This is a genomic window from Pantoea sp. SGAir0184 (assembly GCF_043544755.1).
Genome location: NZ_CP028050.1, coordinates 3,052,474 through 3,070,945, shown reverse-complemented (window position 1 = coordinate 3,070,945; position 18,472 = coordinate 3,052,474). Strand labels below are relative to the sequence as shown.

The following is an 18,472-nucleotide window of genomic DNA, read 5'->3' as shown; positions in this document are numbered from 1 at the left end:
ATGGTTTGCTTTTGTTTTGTGCAAAATAAGAATCCTTGTGCCAGGAAAAGGCAAGGGTATCAGCGATAGCATATTAGTGAAAAAATTCCTGGTGCGGGCGGATTTTTGAGGAGCATTGATTATCTGCACACAACAATGATGTCTCTAAAAATCCTGAGATTAATTTTCCAATGAAAGTGTCACTAATATAGCGATACGCAGCCAGCATAAATCTGATTAACTGGTCCGAAATAAATTTTAAAATTAACTATTCCGGGTGATGAATCTGCGTCACACAATGCCGATAACACATTCATATCCGACACTCTCATCTACTTACAGCGAGAATTAATATGAAAATATCCACCCGACTTGCAACAGGCTTTGGCCTGCTTGTTGTACTTTTTATTATCTGTACCGGCATTGCGCTCAACGCTCTGAGTAATGCGAGCAAAGGTATGGACGATGTGGTTAACGTCAAAATGAAAAAGTATCAGCTGGTGCTGGATATGCGTGGCAGCATCAGGGATATGGGCATTGCGGTTCGTAACCTGGCGCTCTTAACGGATATTGAGGCAATGAAGCCTGAATGGGAGCGCGTACAAAAACAAGAAGCGCAGTATATAGCCAGCCGCAAGGCTTTGGCTGAGGTGATGCAGGAGGATTCAACACCGCAGGGGCGGGAAGTCATGAGCCGCATTACTGAAGCTGAGGAGCCTGCACTTGCCTCGCTGAAGCAGGCTGGCCGGCTCGGTCTTGAAAATCGTGCCGAGGAAGCCACTGCCTATCTGCTGAATGTCACGCGCCCGGTGCAGAGTACCTTGCTCAAAGCGCTTAATGACATGACGCTGGTTCAGATGAAAAATACGCAGTCCGCTGTTGAAACCAACAGTCAGGCGACACGCCGGGCATCGCTGATCCTGATGTTGCTCGCGGCCGCATCAGCACTGCTGGCAGTGGGAACGTGCGTTATGACCATTCGCGTACTGATGCGTCAGCTGGGCGGCGAGCCTGTACAGGCGCAGACTCTTGCGGCAACCATTGCTTCTGGCGATTTGACGACGCCTGTAACGCTGCGAAACAATGACAGTACCAGCCTGATGGCTTCTCTGGATGGCATGCAGGCAAACCTGCGTGGTCTGGTGTCAAAGATAAAAGACTCTGCTGCTTCTGTGGCGCTGGCAGCGGATGAGATATCACAGGGCAATACAGAATTGTCATCCCGCACCGAGGAGCAGGCTGCAGCGCTGCAGGAAACTGCGGCCAGTATGGAGCAGCTTACCGCCACCGTGAAAAGTAATACGGCCGGCGCGCAGCAGACCGCTGGGTCTGCCCGGGATGCGGCAACGCTGGCACGCGCAGGAGAGGCCGACGTACAGCGTATGTCTGAAACCATGAATGAGATCTCATTGAGCGCGACAAAGGTACGGGACATCACCTCCGTGATCGAAAGCATTGCCTTCCAGACCAACATTCTGGCGCTCAACGCAGCGGTGGAGGCCGCACGGGCAGGTGAAGAAGGACGCGGTTTTGCCGTGGTTGCCGGTGAAGTCAGAACGCTTGCACAGCGCAGTGCAAATGCTGCTCGCGACATCAAACAGCTGATTGAACAGGCCGTTGAGCAAGTCGAAAGCGGCGTTGAGGTGGCAGCAGGTACAGGGCAGAGCATATTGAAGATTGTCAGCATGGTGGGCGAACTGGCAGTGGCCATGGATAATATTTCACTGGCTTCTTCAGAACAGATGCAGGGCATTTCTCAGGTTAGCATTGCGGTAAGTCAGATGGATGGTGTCACGCAGAATAACGCTGCGCTGGTTGAAGAGTCCTCTTCGGCGTCTCAGTCTCTCTCTGAGCAGGCGCACGCTCTGCGGGGGATGGTGGACACATTTCGTGTCTGACGTAAAAGGGCTCAGCGTTTCTGAGTAGAAATAAGACTAAGGACGCTCAATAAATCACGTGCATATTGGGGATTGAGTCGGGTGGGGCGGAAAGATGTTTGCTGAATTTATTCTGCAGCCGTCCCGACCTTTCAACAGAAACCTACCCCGCCATGTCAGGCTGGCCAAAACACGCTGGCCTTATTTTGCAACCTTTGAGGGGGTCTGCGAATTGGCTTGAGACGTTACGCTGTTTATTCTCACATCTATAATGCGGTCGGTTGCTGGGTTGTGAGTATTCGCTGCCAATGCGAAAGCAACCCGATAGCAGGCGCGGTTTCCGCAATCTGTCCGGGATGATATAAATGCATAAATGATCTGCATGGAAGCCATGATGAAAAAAACACTCTCACTTATCGCCGTCATGTTATTAGTCGGCTGCCAGTCCCATACTAAACAAACAGCAAGGCAGTCATTCAGGTTTCCAACCGCTTCCGAGATAAGAAGCGAGTGCGAATCGCAAACCTCCTCGCAAATAGCAAATAAAGATACTCATCTGTGGCTTTGTCAGGCCGTTACCGCAATACAGTATCGGTTTTTTGACGCGAATTTATATCACGGTAAGACCTGTGATTTGGTCATTACGCAGCCCTTAGGTCAGCCACCGACAAACGTCACTGCGCAGGGCGGAGATGCTGATCTGTGCGCCGTCGCTATCGACGCGGTAAAGCAGGCGATAGATGCCAACACCTTTCCCATGCGGCCTGTGTATCTGAAAGAAAAGATACCGGTGCGTTTTGCGCCCTGACTGGCTTTCTCCCGATCAGACCGTTGCTGCATAAGCGTAACCATAGGTAACAAAGTTTGCCGTTTAACCCCTGTATATCACGCCGTCAGTTCTGCCAGGCTATGCTCAGCATTACTGACATAACACGTATCTTTATGGAGATTCAAGGCAATGAAAAAACAGTGGATTGCGGCCCTGGCAGCGGCAGGCCTTCTTTTAGTCGTTAGCGCCCAGGCAGAGGCAAAAGGGTGTCTGAAAGGCGCCGTCGCTGGCGGCGTGGCAGGTCATCTGGTTCATCATGGCGTTGCCGGTGCGGCAGCTGGCTGCGCGGTGGGCCACCACATGGCCGCCAAAAAACAGAAAGAGGCGGAACAAAAGCAACAGTAGACCGCTGGTGGCAATTTATAGATCGGGGCGATTATTTTTGCTGCTGACAGAGCGATATGAGGTTCGGCATTGTGCTATAAGCTCGTTAGAGTGATTTTTACTGCGATTTTCATGCTGAGGCTAAGTGGAATCTGGAGGAAAATATGAAATTCCATATATTATTTCAGCGCAGAGCCAATCCTCAGGTAAATCGGTGCTTGAAGCGCCACACGTAGCTGAACGGAACGGCTGACCTGTTTCTTGATGCTCCCGGATTGCTGCCTGGCAGATTAAAACAGGAGCAGTAAAGACAAAACAATGCATCTCCCATCCTATCAGGGAAGACGCTACTTACCACGATGAAGCCTCAGCATAGGTTTCAGTTAACGCCGTGTAGTGGGCCAGGTTTGAAGCTAGTATTCAGTACCGACAGGTCAACATTTTTGGCAGCCCGGTCTAAATCATAGGCCGCCTGAATGCGCAGCCACATCGCAGGTGTACTGCCGATCACGGCCGATAATTTGATAGCCATCTCTGGTGTTACCGCCGTCGCTCCCGACACCATTCGCGAAGCCGTGGAGGGGGCGATAGCTAAAGCACGTGCCAGCTCTCTGATGCCGATGTCGAGATCTTCCATGATATCGGAAATGATTTCACCCGCATGAGGGGGGTTATGCATAGTCATTAGTGGTAATCCTCATAATTCAGAATGTAGGCGTCACCATCTCTAAATTCAAAGGTGATGCGCCAGTTTCCTGTAACCGTGATAGACCAGATACCCTGTCTGTCACCTTTTAAAGGATGCAACCTGTAGCCACTAAGGTTCATATCCTCAATTTTCTCAGCCAGGTCAATCACTCTCAAACGCGTACGTAGTCGCTTTTCATGGGCTGCGTTGATCTTACGAGTGGTGCCGGTGGTGTAAAACTCTTCAAGCCCCTTATGTAGCCAGGTTTTAATCATCCATGCTTCTCAGTGTTGCTCAATAAGGAACACTATAGCATGTGTTGCGTAGCAAGCAACAGCAGATTCAGTTCTGGACTACAGATAATGAGCATGAATGAAGTGCAATAAGTTTTCGAACGTAATTAGCACAAGTTATCGATATCATTCAATCGTAAAATACTTATCCTCTCCCACTGCATACTGAAAAGAAAAAATATCATTTTTTAATTTATTATTAGTTTGAGTGTCGTTGAACGCCAAAAAATGAACAAGATAGGTACCTGATTGGTTGATTGAATGTACGAAATTTAATGTATACGATTCACCAGCTCCAATATCTATCCAGTTCATTATATAACGTTTAGCCGCTCCTCGATAACGACCATTTATCAGATTTATGGGCTCGTTATAAACAGGTTCCCCCTTGTTAAAGCTTACTGGTACGAGTGTTAACGACTCATTATCTAGCTGAATACGACTCTCTTTATTGCCAGAATTAGTTAGCACTACTTTGATTTTAATAATCTGGTCTTGATTAACATTTTTTTCTGTCAAAATCTCTACTCTGGCTGCAACATGTGGTAATTGCTGTGTCCTCTGCTCAAGTTCACGAAGTTTATATTCTGCAATTTGACCTTCTTTTCTAACTGAAATCGTTGAGAAAATTGCCCAGGTGCCCACAACCATAGCCACAATGATTGTGACTATGTTAGTCACCAATGGACTATATTTTAACAAGTTGTCAAGTAAAGCAGTGGTTTTGCTCATTTTAAGCCTTTTGATTGCGAGATTAAATATCCTCAATGTAACATGTTTTTAGCTTGGCTTTAAGTGTTTGACTGAGATGCCACGACTTTTAATTAATCAAAAAAAGATATTTCCCTGAAGGGGAGGTGATAAATTATACATCGATTCGTTTTAAACTGATGCTTTAAGAGAATTGATTGGCATGGATTGATGCTAAAGTAAAAATGTATAGATATAAGTGATGTAAAATTTCTTAGCTTTGGGTAAATACCACATGGTGGCGGACCTGAAAAAGACTGTTTATTTGCAATTCTCATGACGTTCAAAAAACGCCATCAAAAAGCATAATCAGACCACTCAATCGCTATGACTTAGCCTGGCCGCCAGTTATCCAACCCCGCAACTCTCCACTCAGAATCCGATATTCACCCGAATCATGATCATCTGATCGCGGGTGCGCTGTGCATCAAGCCCCAGCGTTCCCTGGTAAGCGATTCCGGGCGTGATATTGTGCGGCAGCAGAAAATCGACCGCGGTGCCTGCCGTTAACGTCTGGCGGCTCGGCTCGGTCAGCGGTACTCGCCACGTGTCGTTGCCGGTATCGGCATAACCCACGCGAGCGATACCATTGTTGCTGAGTGTCTGCGCGTACTCTACACGACCCTGCAAGCGCAGCGCGATTTGACCGCTCGTTACCCGATGCTCACCGCGCAGCCCGGCGCCACCAATGATCTGAGAATCCGTTTGCGGAGCATAAGCCAGACTATATGCGCCTGCGCCGGACTCACTGTAACCATCAAGCCATGTGCGGTAATACTGCAGGCGGCCATAAGGTGATAACAGGCTGTCTGTGGTTCGCAATTCATAGCCTGAGGTCAGCGAGGCGAAAATCTGCCGTCCGGAACGGCTGCCGCGAGCTTCACTGGAAGTGCCGGTGATGACGCGTTTGCTATCGAAGTCCATTACGCCATGCCCAAGCAGGCCGTCCACGAAGAACGTCCCTGGATGGTAGCTGCCATACAGTGCTGTGCTGAATGCGCGCCCGTTGGTCCGCGTGCCGCTGTCGCCAATGTCGCTGACGTCACGGCCAAAACCAATACCTAATCCTGCCGCGACGGCGGAAGTGAAGCGGTAGTCGGCACCGGTAGACACGCCCACGGTGGTATGACTGAAATGCACGCCGCCGGCTTTATCGCCACCAAAATCAACATAGCCGCCTGTCCAGTAAGACAGGCGCTGTACCTGCCTGTCGGTGGAGAAGGGCAGCGCGGGGAGAGAGGGCTGCGCCGGGCGTTGATCATTGAAGGCTTTCTGCTGCCAAGCGGTTGCCCACATTTTCTCGTCAGCATCATGCTCTGCCTGAGCCGATGGCAGCGAAAAGCGGATGCCGTTGATGTCCGAAGGGAGTTCGCCGCCGCTGTGTAACTGTTCCAGCCTGTCGCTGAAGTTTCGTAGCTGCGCGCGAGCGAAACTCTGCGCGGCACGATACTGAGCGCTGACCAGACCAATGACATCTGCGTCCTGCGCAGGGTTGGGACGGGCGGTAATAGTCAATGTCACGCTGGCCAGCGGCGTTGTGCCGGCAGGGCCGGTCAGCACGTAGCGGAGTGCGACGCTGCCACTGGCCTGTGCGGCTGCGGTGAAAAACAGCTGAAACTCACTTCCCGACGCATGTATTTCCGCTTTGCCGAGACTGCTTTCCGGTTGATCAAGCAACTGCGCGCCGGTAAACGGACCGCCTGTCGCACCGCTGGTCAGGTTCACTATGACCGACTGACCGGCAACAAGCGTGGCGCTGTGGTCAGTGGCCTGAGGCCCGGCAGCTGTTACCGACAGCGTGTAATTAACCCGCAGGGTACTGCCGGCAGCATCGGTAACCTGAACACTGAACTGGCTATTACCGGCTGCCTGTGGCACACCGCTGAGCTGTCCATCAGCGAACGTCATGCCCGCAGGCAGCGTTCCGCCAGACAGCCAGCGATAGGGCGCGATTCCTCCCGTCACGCTGAAAGTCTGTGCGTACATTTTTCCTGCTTGAGCCGGTGGCAGCTGACCGCCTGCGGGTTGTAGCTGCAGGACTGACTGCGTAGCTGCCGTGACAGCCAGGGTATAACTGGCCGTGCCGCGGTTACCGAGGCTGTCTGCTGCGGTGATCTGAAAACGATAGTTCCCGGCTGCCTCAGGTGTGCCTGAGAGTTTGCCTGTCGGGTTGTCCAGGCTGATGCCTGCTGGCAGGTTAAGCGCGCTAAAAGAATAAGGAGCCGTCCCGCCTGTTGCGGTCACTGTTGTTGTCCAGTCGCTGCCGGCGGTTGCAGGCTGCAGCGTTCCGCCGGGTGGCGAAAGCGTCAGGACGGACTGCGACACGCTGATTAAAACCTGCGCGCTGCTGGAGGTTCCGCTACTGTTGCTGGCGGTGTAAGTGAGACTGTCGCTTCCCGAGAATCCTGCAGCAGGTTGGTACGTTATGCTGGTGCCGGTTACGGTAATGCTGCCGTGTGAAGGCGGAGTAATGATGGTGATGGACGTCGCGACGCCGCCGGAAAGGCTGAGAGGCAGCGTATTGTTGTTGCTGTTGGCGGCGACCGTGGCGGTACTGTTGCTGGCTGAGGGGGCCGCAGCGTTGATAGTCAGCGTGTAGCTGGCGGAGCCGCTGGCCCCGTGGGCGTCCGTCGCGATGACCTGGAAGTGATAATTTCCTGCCGCTGCGGGCGTTCCGGACAGCGTACCGGCGGATGCGTTCAGCGACAGGCCTGGCGGCAAAGCGGTGCTGCTCCAGGTATACGGAGCCGTGCCGCCTGAGGCGGTGAGCGTCTGCGACCAGGTGTTGCCGACCGTCGCGGCGGACAGCGCACCCGATGTCGGTGACAGCGCCAGCGCGGGAGCGCTGACAGTCAGCGCTACGGTAGCATCCGCAGAGGTTCCACCCCCATTTGCGGCATGCCAGACAAAGCTGTCGCTGCCGGAATAACCTGCTGCCGGCGTATACATCACGTCAATACCTGAAACCGTGGCGCTACCGTGTGCCGGAGGCGTTACGAGAGTTACCGACGTCGCCGCCCCACCGCTGAGCGCCAGCGAAATAGTGTTATTGGTGCTGTTGGCCGCAACGGTTGAACTGCTGTTTGCCGAGGCTGGCGGCGCTTCTGCACGGGTCACGCTGATGCTGTACCCGCGGGTGGTACCATCCTGCGCGCTCACCACCACGGAAATAGTGTTGCTTCCGACGTTAAGCGCGATGGCCTGCGAGGCCGAACCCGAAGCCACTGATGAGCCATTGACTGTCACCGTGGCATGGCTTTCATTCACTACCGGCGTTACCGTCACCGACGAAACATCGAACGCAACCGATGCGCTGTAATTGCTGGTGGCGGCGCTGAAAGACGGTGACAGTGCGCCAGCAGACAATGACAGGCCTGACAGCGTGGCATCGCTGGATGACGATGTTGCACTGGTACAGTTAAATACGAGGTTACTGAGCTGTCCATGCGAGGTGGTAATCCGCACGGCCAGCCCGTTGGTCTCCAGACTGCCGGCCGGTACGGTGATTGTCACGGTGTGGGAAGTGGTTGTGGTTGAATTTACGGCGTTGTAAGTCTGAGCATTACTCAGGTCAAAACGGGCCACGCTCAGACTGTCGGCGTTCATGGGAGTGCCGCCCACAGCAGAACCGCTGTCGGTAAAGCTCAGCGTCAACGCGTCGCCAGCGGTAAAGTCCGAGGCAGGATACCTGTTGGCGCTATAGGACAGAGAGGTGGAACCTGACAGGGCATTGACGGTAGCACAGCCGTTAGATAACGCTGAGGCTGACGGAGTGATACCCCAAAAAAAAGCAGCCGTTATCAGCCAGGCGTAAATACGCCCGGCGGTTGAAGAAGCATTCATGCGCTACCCAGAGATGATTAATATTTTTATGTTTTTTATGTTACCGGGAAGCGACGATGACAAAAGCGTAATTAAGGGAGTAAAAACCGGCTATCACGCGGGTTAGGCAATAATCCGCGAGTGCGTTGTCTGAACTCATGCTGTCAGATCGGCTCAGGCTTTCTCATCGAACCAGTTCTGAAACCCCGCTATTGCATCAGGCATCATGTCGCGTGCGCGTTCCATAATCAGGATCTCCGCAGAGCGCAGTCCGTTCTGCGGGTGCGAGGCCTCGCACAGTGCCAGAGCCAGGTCTGAAGCATCAAGCATCGCCAGGTTGACTCCGACGCCAACCGGCGGCATCAGGTGAGCGGCATCGCCAATCAGGGTGATGCCCGGCCGTGGTGCCCAGCCAAAATCGGCGGGCAGGCTGTAAATCGGGCGTCTGACATAGTCACCGGTGGCGTTTACCACCAACTGCAGGGAAGCGGCCCAGTCGCGGTAGCTGTCGCGCACCCAGGCGGTGAGGCCGGAGGAGGCTATGTGTTGATCGATGACATCAGGGGCGCGCTTCATCGCCGCATAGACGCAAATCCTCCCGCCGCCGTTGCGTTGCGTGACCAGCGCCTGCGCACCGCCAAAGCTGAACGCGGTCCCGTTGCCGGCAATGCTGTTGATTTGGTCGGACGGGTGATCTATCCAGCCTTCGAAAAAGGTAATGCCGGTATAAAACGGACGTACCGGTGTCAGATAACGGCGGACCCGCGACCAGGCACCGTCTGCACCAATCACGATATCGGCTTCGTAGCGCCTGCCGTTTCTGAATACCAGCCCGTGCGCTTTTTGCCGGCCATAGTCAACGTAATGCAATTTGTGACCCCACTGCAGGGTCTGCGGTAACAGGGCGCTCAGCAGCAGGTTTTTCAACTCGCCGCGATCGATTTCCGGTTTATCCATTTCACCTTCCGGCGTGAATCTGTCGACCTCAATGTCTCCGGTAAGGTAATTCAGCATCCGGCTTTCCTGATCCTCATGCCTGGCGATGTTGATGAACTGCTCCAGCAGGCCCGCTCTGTGCAGTGCCGCCTGGCCGCTGTCAGCATGCAAATCAAGCGAGCCGCCCTGACTCCGCGCAGCATCCGCCGGCTCATCCTCAAACACCGTTACGTTAAAACCGTGGCGCTGAAGAATCACGGCCGCCGTGAGGCCTGCCGGGCCGCCGCCCACAATAGCGATAGTCAGTTTGTCCGACATGTCTTTTCTTCCCCAATGTGAAAGTGGATACTGTATAATCACAAAGTTGACATATCAACTACGCGACGGGATAAATAATGGGCAGCACAGAGATTTCAGACGCAGAGTGGCAGGCATGGCGCGGATATCGCCGGCTTGCTGAAATCATCACCGGACGCATTGTCAGAGAGATCAATGAGGCGACCGGGTTGTCCGGTCCGGATTTCATGATCCTGATGGAAATCAACCGCAGTCCGCAGGGCGTACTGCTGCAGCGAGAGTTGCTGGAATACCTTGAATGGGACAAGTCGCGGCTATCGCACCAGCTTTCACGTATGGCCGCCCGGGATCTGGTACAGCGCAGCCGCACGACTCGCGCAGGGATTTCAGTCCGCATGACAGAGGCAGGGAGCCAGCTGCTTGCTACAGCGCGGCCGATACATGCCGCGGGCGTGCGGCGAAATTTCCTCGATTTGCTGACGCCGGAAGACATCGAAGGGTTGATCGCTATCACCGGGCGGTTACGGCAGTCTGCCAGCGGTTTTATCGAATAATTCCCGGCCGGTCAGGTTCAGACACTCCTTCTGCAACCGGCACAATCGCGGCAGCCGTTGACGGGATCATGTGAAAGACTAATTAAAACAGGGGTTTGTATTTTTCGCGCTGTCAGGCTGTTGACAGCCTCTTCGTGCTGGCCCTAAATTGAGCAGTCGCTCTAATTTTGAGCCTGGTCCTGCCGCTGATGGTGAAAACAATGTTACTGAGAGCCTCCTCCTGTTTCTGGCGTTATCTGATGAAGAACCTTCTGACGTATGCTGCCATTCTGCTTGCCGGCGGGTTAGCCACCGCGAATATGGCCAGTGCAGCCGTCACCCATGTCGCTATCTATCGCGGCGGTGCCGGCTGTCCGGGCTGCTCCGAAATGGTCCGTAAATCGCTGGAACAGAGCGGTCTGCCGCTGGACATCGCTTATGTCGGAGAGCAGGAAAAAATAAAGGTCACGGAGGATAATCTCGCCACTTTTGATGTGTACATCCAGCCCGGAGGCGGGCAGGACATCCCCGGCGCCTTTGCTGCGCTGGGCGACGAAGGGGCTGAGGCCATACGTAAATTTGTCCGCAATGGAAAAAGCTTTCTCGGATTGTGCATGGGCGCGTATCTGGCCGATGAAAACTGGCTGGGGCTGATCCCCTCATCGCTGGACTCTGAAGTCATGCGCAAGGGGACTAACATACCCGACGAGGGCGATTACGTTGTCGATGTTGTCTGGCAGGGTAAAACCGAAAAATTTTATTATCAGGATGGTCCTTACCTGAATGCCGAAGACGCGCACGGCTTTGTCGCTCTGGCGCGCTATGCCAACGGTGATATCGCGCTGGCGAAATATACTTACGGTAAAGGCACGGTGCTCCTGAGCGGACCGCATCCGGAAGCGGATGAAAGCTGGATGGCGCCGGAGAAAAACAATCCGGCCTACACCTCAGCCGGCAGCAAGATGGCCAGGCTGTTTAATGATTTAAAGCCCGGGAGGTAAGCGGCTATGTGGAAAAATCCCTGCTAGCGACAAAGTTTCTGCAAGGCGGCCATTATCTCAAGAAAAAAATGTGTCCGCTTATCCGCAGAGTAGTTAAGAATAAGCGCGCTTGAGTAACCGTCAATCAGGGCGTGAAGATTACGCGCCACCTCGTCTTTACCTGCTTCGCTGAGGTGGCCAAATGCCTGGCCGGATAAGCCCTGACGGATGATCGCTGTCCACGTCTGCGTGCTGGAGAGCAGCAGCTGCTCATATTGCGTATCCCTTGCCGCCAGCGGCCACAACTCGAGGTAGATCAACCAGTGAGAAGCCGGCCCGTCTGGCAGGAGATAATCCACCAGCGCACGAAAAAAGGCGTCATGCTGTGAATCATCCCTCTTTTCACTCTCTACAGAGAAAGCGGCAACGTCCTCATCCAGCATGAAAGCAATCGAGTCCAGCCTCAGCGCATCCCAGTTTTTGAAATAGTGGTAGATATGGCTGCGGGATATGCCCAGCGTATTGGTCAGATCGCGGGTTGAAACATTGTTGAAGCCGCGCTCCCGAAACAGCTGCAGCGCCGCGAGAATGATATTTTTCTTAACCGTTTCTTTTTTCACGTTCAACCTTAAAAGACACCGTTGTCCTGAATGTTAATGCAGCAACCTGTCGCCGGACCTACCTTTCTGCGTTACGCCTTAGCGTGTTTCTCATTAACCAGCCAGCGTACCTTAGCAGAAAATTCTCCCCCTGTCGGGGGCGGGATTGCAGCAGGCCAGCCAGGGTTTGAGCGCAATGCGAGAGCGCGGCTGCGGCGCAAACATGCGCTGTGCAGTCAGGGCGGTGCGGGATTTTTATTCAGTCGCCATCCGGCAAAAATCGTGACCAGCCTCACACTTTCTCGTTTCTGACTATACTCAAACCTCCTTTTTATCCCGTCATTGACCAGGTCTTGAATCACCCATGGACGATAGCAAGCAAAATCCTTCGCAGTCTCAATCCGATGATAGCGGCAGCCTGACATTTACTGTTCAGCAGCGCCTGTTTTTTGTGGTGTTAGTCGCCACGATGGGCGCGCTGGCGTTTGGCTACGACACCGGCATTATTTCCGGCGCGCTGCCCTACATGACGCTGCCCGCCGCGCAGGGCGGTCTCGATCTCACGCCATTTACCGAAGGGCTGGTGACCTCTGCGCTCACCTTTGGCTCCGCGCTCGGCGCGTTCATCAGCGGTTATGTCTCGGACCGCTTTGGTCGCCGTATCACGTTACGCAGCCTTGCCCTGTTGTTCATTGCCGGGGCGTTAGGCACCACGGTTGCGCCGAATCTGGAAATCATGGTGGTGATGCGCTTTATTCTGGGTTTCGCGGTGGGCGGCGGATCGTCAACGGTTCCGGTCTTTATCGCTGAAATTGCCGGTCCAAAGCGCCGGGCACCGCTGGTCAGCCGCAACGAACTGATGATTGTGTCAGGGCAACTGCTGGCTTATGTCGTCAGCGCCGCCATGAGTTTGTTACTGCACGATCCGGGCATGTGGCGCTATATGCTGTCGCTGGCGATGATCCCCGGCATTCTGCTGTTTATTGGCACCTTTTTTGTCCCGGCTTCACCGCACTGGATGGTGGCGGAAGGACGCTTTAATGAGGCGCTGCGTATCCTGCGCAAACTGCGGGAAAATCCGCGCGAGATTAAAAAAGAGATGGCAGAGATGCGGCAGAATGCCCGCGAAGCCCGTCAGGGGCCACCTGCGCGCGAATTGTTAAAAGAGAAATGGATTGTGCGTCTGCTGCTGCTGGGCTGCGGCATGGGCATCGTCGCGCAGTTTACCGGCGTCAACGCCTTCATGTATTACACGCCAGTCATTCTGAAAAGTACCGGGCTGGGCACCAGTGCTTCGATTGCGGCCACTATCGGCAACGGGGTGGTATCGGTACTGGCCACCTTTGCCGGTATTAAAGCCATCAGTCATTTCGGCCGGCGCCCGATGCTGATGACCGGGCTGTCGGTGGTGATTGCGATGCAGCTGGCGCTGGGCGCGGTGCTGGTTCTCATGCCACAAAGCCTGACGCAAAGCCTGCTGGCGCTGGCGTGTATTCTGGTGTTTCTGTTCTTTATGCAGATGTGCATTTCCCCGGTTTACTGGCTGCTGATGTCGGAGTTGTTTCCGATGAAAGTTCGCGGGGTATTAACCGGTTCAGCGGTAGCATTTCAGTGGATATGCAACGCCGTGGTGGCGCTGGCGTTTCCGCCTTTGCTGTCGCTGGTGGGTAATAAGGCGTTCTTTATCTTTGCCGCAATCAATGTGGCTTCTCTGGTGTTTATTGCCGTGATGTTACCGGAAACCCGGGGGAAATCACTGGAAGAAATTGAATCCCACATGCGCGAGCATTTTGGTGAACCTGCGGATCAAGCCGCGTCATCAGGCTGAATCGTCGTCATGCTGCGGCAGGTTGCGTCAGCGCCTGCCGACAAAAACCTTTGTCGCGACACCCGCCGCGGCATTTTTTCATGCTCGCTAAAATAAATCCTGTTACAGGCTTCATTTCAGAACTTGCCTGCACCGGTTCGCTCAATAGGGTCTACAGTGTGACGTGAGGTTCTCATCAACGTGAAATGGAGGAAGTAAATTTGTCTATTCAACACGACGGGAAAGGGCACGTCATTATTGGCGAAGCGGCACTAAGCCTGGCTTTGGGCAAAAAGAAGATCAGCGTTAATACGCTTATCGACGAGCTCAGACACATGAAACGCGCTGGCGGCAGCGACACACGTTTGTCCGCGATTTCAGAGGCGATCGGCTGGCTCAGAAGCTTTGATGAGCCTGAGCAGGCCGCGATCCATGTGCCGTACCTGCAGACGCTTGCAGGCCTGAACGACGAGAAGAACTGACGCCATAAGACGTAGTCCGGCTCTGGCCGGAAGACGACAACGTAGATGACCTCATCGGACGCGCGTTAGCGTGTACCGGCCGGAGAAAACTGTCAGGGATGACGTCTTCACCACCATCAAACCTCGTATAAACGATTTTCGGCAACGCGGCATGTGACAATGGATGCGGGCTTTAGCGACGGATGTGCAACGCGCAGAAGGTGAGCGGATGAATCAAACGATCAGCGACCAAACAGCATCGCCAGCAGGGACCGTGCCTGTTCCGCTTCGACGTCATCGTCCGTGTCATTGATGTGCCCGATAAGCTTGAGGCAGATCGCGGTGCGCGTCAGCCGACGTTCCTGACGCAAAATTTCAACGGTGATGCGTCCCAGTAGCGCAATCTGGCGGGGATCGGTGACCTGACTGAAGTAACCGGCTAGTCCGGTATTGTGACAAGGCGGCAGCCCGTTGTTTCTCATTTGTCCACCTGCAGCTCACGATCATCTTGTAGGGCGCAAAGTAACCGATACGATATCGTCTGTACAGCAACAATCCTCTCCCCGTGTCAGGAAATCAGCGGGTTGTTCAGACCTATACCGTTTTTCCTGCCGCTGAACCCATCCATCATGCCGGTTATTTCAGCACGTAAACCCCTGAGATTAAGGTGTTAGCATTTTTTGCACAAGAACGTAGCTAATAAAGAAACAGTATTGCTGTACAAGTTTTATTTCTTTGTATAAGTTTACGCACAGAGAAAAGCGGCGGTATTTTAACCATTCGAGGGGATCATCATGCGTCAGAATGTTGCAAAATTTCCAGATAGCGCCAGTGAGATTGCCCGCTATTTCAGCAGAGCGACAGCACCTACTCAGCAGGAAACGCTGGGGCAGATTGTCGTTGAGATCCTGCGCGCAGGAAAAAACCTCAACCGTAAGGCGATCTGCACCAAACTGCTGAGACGCCTTGAGGTCGCGGCGAATTATGAAGAAGAGCGTCATTACCAGACGCTGATTGGCATGCTGTTTGAACGCTGATACGAAAAGGGATAATCGGTGGTACCTGCAGCATGCGCTTTATGACCCGGGAAGGGTCAGCCACTTGTCCGAAAGGGCACAGTCCCGCAGGGGGTGGGCATGCAGAGAAGTCAAATTGAACGTTTAACCGAAATCGTTCTGGGCGAGGCGGTGGTCAGGCTGCTCGATAATAATGAACGAATCAATGTGGCGACCGTTTCAGCCCGGCTCCGGTCAATGGCCGCAGAGGAATTTAATCCCGACCGTCTGGAAGCGATCAGGATCGCCATCAGGGAACTGCAGATGCAGTCAGCAGCCCGGGAAATTCGTGAAAAGCCGATGGCTGCTCTGGGCGGGATGTCACAACCCAGGGCTGGTAAAAAGCATTAATGACAGGGACGATACGATCTCGTGATTAACCGGAGTGTGGCAGGACGCCCGGCATAACACGGCCATCTCAGGATGGCCGATTTTTTTGGCGACCACCGGGCTGTCAGCAGCGCCCGGTTTACGGATAACGACACATGCAAACCAATGAACACTCATTCAGCGCTGAAGCGGCCCTTATTCACCATTTTCGCAGCGGCGGTGAGCGCTATGCGGCCGAAGCCGCGGCACTGGATGCCGTGATTCGCGATATCGTCATCCATGGCCAAAAAGTGACGAGCAAAACCATCATCCTGTATCTCATCGCAGAGCTTGAGATGACTACCGATCTTGTCAAACTGGATGTACTGCGCAACGTGCTTGAAATCGTGGTCGGCAGAACGCCGGATGATGAAGGGTTCTGAAAAGCTTAGTAAGCCGGAGCAGTGCATTAAGCTTAGTGCATCTGCTTCACAAGCATACTGATGGCATTTAAACAGGCTTGCCGCTGTTTATCTTCGCTGGCCGTTTCGCCAAGATGATGCAGGGCATGGGTGATATCCTGAAGTGTCAGGTGCTGGTCCGGCTTAAGAAGGCGCGCCACAACCGTTCCAATAACGGCGTAGATATCTTCGGCGGTAGTGTCATCGCTCAAATGACCTCCATCCGTTGGTGGATAAGCATACAGTATAGCAGAAACCACAGCGTCAGGCGCGGCAGATTGTCAGGCAGCGATCAGTGCAGCTTGCCGGAAAAAGAAAAATGCCCGGCAGTGAACGCCTCTTTCTTCACCGCGCTCATCTCCATTTCCCGTCTGACGTCCTCAATGACACGCAGCACAGCACGAATGCGGTCACTGTCTGTTTCGCGGTCAAGCATCGCCTGCAGCCTGTCGTTGAGGGCCGCCCAGCTTATGGCGACGTTATCATCGAGTAACGCCGTTACGGCTTCTCCGATGATGATATCCGCCATTTTATCGTCAAAATTGTTTTTCATCAGTCTGTCCGGCTGCGGTTAGGGCAATGAGCTTACCACAGGAATCTCACCCGGACACATTGAGCACATCAAACTCCGCTAAAAGATGCCGGACGCGGGTTATCGGCGCAATGATCAGCATATTGATTTGCCGGCGTTGCAAAGAGGATGACATTTGCGTTTGCGCCGGCCATCACGGCGCTACTTTCTGACGGGTTCCGCGGCTTCAGCGCGCCCGCTGACCTCTGAAGCCGCCTGATCCAGACGATAAAGTAAGGTGTCGCCGCGTTCGCAGTAACGCGCCGGCCAGATCATCGCCCCGTTACCGTCCTCCACGTACTTCACACCCAGTCCCTCCACCACAGCCCATGGCTGCGCCAGCGCACTGCGGTACCGAAGTAACTCGCGCGCCATGGAAACCGCCTCCGGTTCGTTCTCCTCCGGATGGCTGGATATAAACTGCAGTCGGGCATCGCTCAGCATTGTCTTCTCCTGTGAGCCTGACGTTTTATCTCTTCAGAGGTTCTGCGTCGTCAGGCTTAACCGCTTTCAGATCGCCTCGCGGCTCTCAGGCCATGCCACGGCGCCGCCCTCAGGCGTAAACAGGCTGCCCTGGAAATCGATGATCCCGGCCGCCTCCAGCCACATCCACTCTTCGGGACGCTCAATACCGGCCGCAATGACGTTGATTTCCAGCGCCGAACAACAGCGGATGACCGCCTGCATCACCGCCTGCTTCGGGCCGCTACGGTGAATATCACGTACAATATTCGCGCCGATACGTACCCGGTCAGGCTGGACGTGCGCCAGTAAAGAGAGACCGGCCGAGCCGTCGCCGAAGTTATCAATTGAAAGGCTGATGCCCGCCTCTTTCAGCTGTCTGACCGCCGTGGAAAAGTCTTCGAGCCGGGAGATGACTTCCGTTTCGCTCACGCCAAGAATGATTTGCTGCGGCACCAGCTCCGCCTGCGCGATGGCGGTGACCAGTTGACTTACCGCATCGGGAAGACAAACCAGCGTCATCGGCAGGATACTGATATACAGCGTCATGCCATCGGGACAGGCCTGGCCGGCTTTATGCAGTGCGTCTGTCACCACGTTGAGGTCATGAGTGTAACGCTCATGTTCCTCTAATCCGGCGGGTTGCGCGTGCGGAATCGCCTCAATGGCCGTCACTTCACGGCCGAGGGGATCAACCACTGGGCGGAAAGTGACGCCACTGGCCGGCGCGGGAGATTGCCCTTCCGCGGGGATGAACTCCCAGCAATCAGCTGGCGGCACTTCAAAGTAGTTCTCTTTTTCACGCGCTTCGACAAAGGTTCTGAGGAACTGTAGCCCGCGATCGTCATAGGTCAGCTGATATTTCGACGTGCCGCGATCAAGCACCGCCTGCAGCACACTGCCGCTGTGGTGATTACGCAAATCGAACAACTCCATGCCAGCATTACCGAAACGCCGCGAAGGAGAATAGTCGCGCATCAGCTCGACTACATTGTGATGACGCCGGTCGGCACAGATGCGGGCGTAGATTGCCAGAACGCCGTTCTCTGGTCCTTCCAGGATTTGAAAAAAGTGCGTGCCGTTAAACAGCAGGATGCCGGTAACATGATGCTCTGCATTGAGCAGACTCGCTTTTGCCACCATCTCCGGCAGGATATTGACGGGAACATCTTCAGAGATGTGGCTGCGATAAATTATTGTTGTAAGCATTATACGCTCCAGATTGTCGCGATTGTCCTCTGACACCTTAGCAGCATGGGTTAAATTGTGAAACGTCCGGGCTGAGTGCTGCCTGGCGGCTGACTGAGCCCGGTAAAAGGGTAAGGCGGGAGTCAAAGGTCGGAAAAGGTGCTGACAGCCTGGCGGCCGCGCTGAAAAGACAAGCGGCGCTTTAAAGCGCCGCTTCGGATGAGCCTGCCAGTGAGCGATAGTGGCCCGAC

Annotated in this window: 21 protein-coding genes; 10 read left to right on the top strand and 11 right to left on the bottom strand. The window is 54.1% G+C overall.

Going from position 1 to position 18,472, the window contains the following annotated elements:
* Positions 1–332: 332 nt before the first annotated feature.
* The 3 genes from C1N60_RS14605 to C1N60_RS14595 all read left to right on the top strand — a co-directional run bounded on the left by C1N60_RS14605 (position 333) and on the right by C1N60_RS14595 (position 3,030).
* Entirely contained in the window at positions 333–1,877 is a 1,545-nt protein-coding gene (locus C1N60_RS14605; RefSeq protein WP_394521018.1) for a methyl-accepting chemotaxis protein, read from the top strand.
* Between the two features lie 361 nt (positions 1,878–2,238).
* A complete protein-coding gene (locus C1N60_RS14600) occupies positions 2,239–2,664 on the top strand; it encodes a cell envelope integrity TolA C-terminal domain-containing protein (protein ID WP_372773182.1) in 426 nt (141 codons plus the stop codon).
* Positions 2,665–2,814: 150 nt separating this feature from the next.
* On the top strand, positions 2,815–3,030 hold the full coding sequence (locus tag C1N60_RS14595; RefSeq protein ID WP_021508621.1) for a hypothetical protein: 216 nt from the start codon (positions 2,815–2,817) through the stop codon (positions 3,028–3,030).
* A gap of 358 nt (positions 3,031–3,388) precedes the next feature.
* Here the strand turns inward: C1N60_RS14595 and C1N60_RS14590 are convergent, their stop codons facing one another.
* The 5 genes from C1N60_RS14590 to C1N60_RS14570 form a co-directional block, all read right to left on the bottom strand.
* Positions 3,389–3,694, bottom strand: coding sequence for a HigA family addiction module antitoxin (locus C1N60_RS14590; protein WP_211726323.1), 306 nt, complete (start codon positions 3,692–3,694; stop codon positions 3,389–3,391).
* The gene (locus C1N60_RS14585) at positions 3,694–3,972 is read right to left on the bottom strand and encodes a type II toxin-antitoxin system RelE/ParE family toxin (protein ID WP_211726322.1); all 279 of its coding nucleotides are present in this window, start codon (positions 3,970–3,972) and stop codon (positions 3,694–3,696) included. The genes C1N60_RS14590 and C1N60_RS14585 overlap by 1 nt, the downstream gene beginning before the upstream one ends.
* 144 nt (positions 3,973–4,116) lie before the next feature.
* Positions 4,117–4,722 (bottom strand): hypothetical protein, encoded by a 606-nt coding sequence (locus C1N60_RS14580; protein WP_394521017.1) that lies wholly within the window; start codon positions 4,720–4,722, stop codon positions 4,117–4,119.
* Positions 4,723–5,112: 390 nt separating this feature from the next.
* Positions 5,113–8,346: an autotransporter domain-containing protein gene (locus C1N60_RS14575; RefSeq protein WP_394521016.1), complete on the bottom strand. Its 3,234-nt coding sequence runs from the start codon at positions 8,344–8,346 to the stop codon at positions 5,113–5,115.
* Positions 8,347–8,736: 390 nt separating this feature from the next.
* Positions 8,737–9,816 carry an FAD-dependent oxidoreductase gene (locus tag C1N60_RS14570; RefSeq protein ID WP_394521015.1) on the bottom strand — a complete coding sequence of 360 codons (1,080 nt, stop codon included), beginning with the start codon at positions 9,814–9,816 and terminating at the stop codon, positions 8,737–8,739.
* Positions 9,817–9,893: 77 nt separating this feature from the next.
* Between C1N60_RS14570 and C1N60_RS14565 the strand changes: the two genes are divergently transcribed.
* Positions 9,894–10,349 carry a MarR family winged helix-turn-helix transcriptional regulator gene (locus C1N60_RS14565; protein WP_058769416.1) on the top strand — a complete coding sequence of 152 codons (456 nt, stop codon included), beginning with the start codon at positions 9,894–9,896 and terminating at the stop codon, positions 10,347–10,349.
* A gap of 299 nt (positions 10,350–10,648) precedes the next feature.
* Entirely contained in the window at positions 10,649–11,329 is a 681-nt protein-coding gene (locus C1N60_RS14560) for a BPL-N domain-containing protein (RefSeq protein ID WP_230201064.1), read from the top strand.
* Between the two features lie 23 nt (positions 11,330–11,352).
* Here C1N60_RS14560 and C1N60_RS14555 read toward each other — a convergent pair whose 3' ends face one another.
* On the bottom strand, positions 11,353–11,928 hold the full coding sequence (locus C1N60_RS14555) for a TetR/AcrR family transcriptional regulator (RefSeq protein WP_058781239.1): 576 nt from the start codon (positions 11,926–11,928) through the stop codon (positions 11,353–11,355).
* A 343-nt stretch (positions 11,929–12,271) separates the two neighbouring features.
* Between C1N60_RS14555 and C1N60_RS14550 the strand changes: the two genes are divergently transcribed.
* Both C1N60_RS14550 and C1N60_RS14545 read left to right on the top strand, forming a co-directional pair.
* On the top strand, positions 12,272–13,735 hold the full coding sequence (locus C1N60_RS14550; RefSeq protein ID WP_081316057.1) for a sugar porter family MFS transporter: 1,464 nt from the start codon (positions 12,272–12,274) through the stop codon (positions 13,733–13,735).
* 200 nt (positions 13,736–13,935) lie between these two features.
* Positions 13,936–14,196: a hypothetical protein gene (locus C1N60_RS14545; RefSeq protein ID WP_031279895.1), complete on the top strand. Its 261-nt coding sequence runs from the start codon at positions 13,936–13,938 to the stop codon at positions 14,194–14,196.
* 221 nt (positions 14,197–14,417) lie between these two features.
* On the opposite strand, the gene C1N60_RS14540 is transcribed toward C1N60_RS14545, so the two are convergent.
* Complete coding sequence (locus C1N60_RS14540) at positions 14,418–14,657, bottom strand: biofilm development regulator YmgB/AriR family protein (protein WP_021508614.1); 240 nt, start codon at positions 14,655–14,657, stop codon at positions 14,418–14,420.
* Positions 14,658–14,969: 312 nt separating this feature from the next.
* Here C1N60_RS14540 and ycgZ point away from each other — a divergent pair, with 312 nt between their 5' ends.
* From ycgZ to C1N60_RS14525, 3 genes are all read left to right on the top strand, one after another.
* Entirely contained in the window at positions 14,970–15,212 is a 243-nt protein-coding gene (gene ycgZ, locus C1N60_RS14535) for a regulatory protein YcgZ (RefSeq protein WP_021508613.1), read from the top strand.
* A gap of 99 nt (positions 15,213–15,311) precedes the next feature.
* Positions 15,312–15,581: a hypothetical protein gene (locus C1N60_RS14530; RefSeq protein ID WP_058757918.1), complete on the top strand. Its 270-nt coding sequence runs from the start codon at positions 15,312–15,314 to the stop codon at positions 15,579–15,581.
* 134 nt (positions 15,582–15,715) lie between these two features.
* On the top strand, positions 15,716–15,982 hold the full coding sequence (locus C1N60_RS14525; protein ID WP_262256335.1) for a biofilm development regulator YmgB/AriR family protein: 267 nt from the start codon (positions 15,716–15,718) through the stop codon (positions 15,980–15,982).
* A gap of 32 nt (positions 15,983–16,014) precedes the next feature.
* On the opposite strand, the gene C1N60_RS14520 is transcribed toward C1N60_RS14525, so the two are convergent.
* The 4 genes from C1N60_RS14520 to C1N60_RS14505 form a co-directional block, all read right to left on the bottom strand.
* Positions 16,015–16,212 carry a hypothetical protein gene (locus tag C1N60_RS14520; protein WP_058769419.1) on the bottom strand — a complete coding sequence of 66 codons (198 nt, stop codon included), beginning with the start codon at positions 16,210–16,212 and terminating at the stop codon, positions 16,015–16,017.
* Positions 16,213–16,292: 80 nt separating this feature from the next.
* The gene (locus C1N60_RS14515) at positions 16,293–16,553 is read right to left on the bottom strand and encodes a hypothetical protein (RefSeq protein WP_021508609.1); all 261 of its coding nucleotides are present in this window, start codon (positions 16,551–16,553) and stop codon (positions 16,293–16,295) included.
* Positions 16,554–16,733: 180 nt separating this feature from the next.
* Positions 16,734–17,015, bottom strand: coding sequence for a hypothetical protein (locus C1N60_RS14510; protein WP_021508608.1), 282 nt, complete (start codon positions 17,013–17,015; stop codon positions 16,734–16,736).
* A 66-nt stretch (positions 17,016–17,081) separates the two neighbouring features.
* On the bottom strand, positions 17,082–18,242 hold the full coding sequence (locus C1N60_RS14505; RefSeq protein ID WP_262256333.1) for a diguanylate phosphodiesterase: 1,161 nt from the start codon (positions 18,240–18,242) through the stop codon (positions 17,082–17,084).
* Positions 18,243–18,472: the final 230 nt, after the last annotated feature.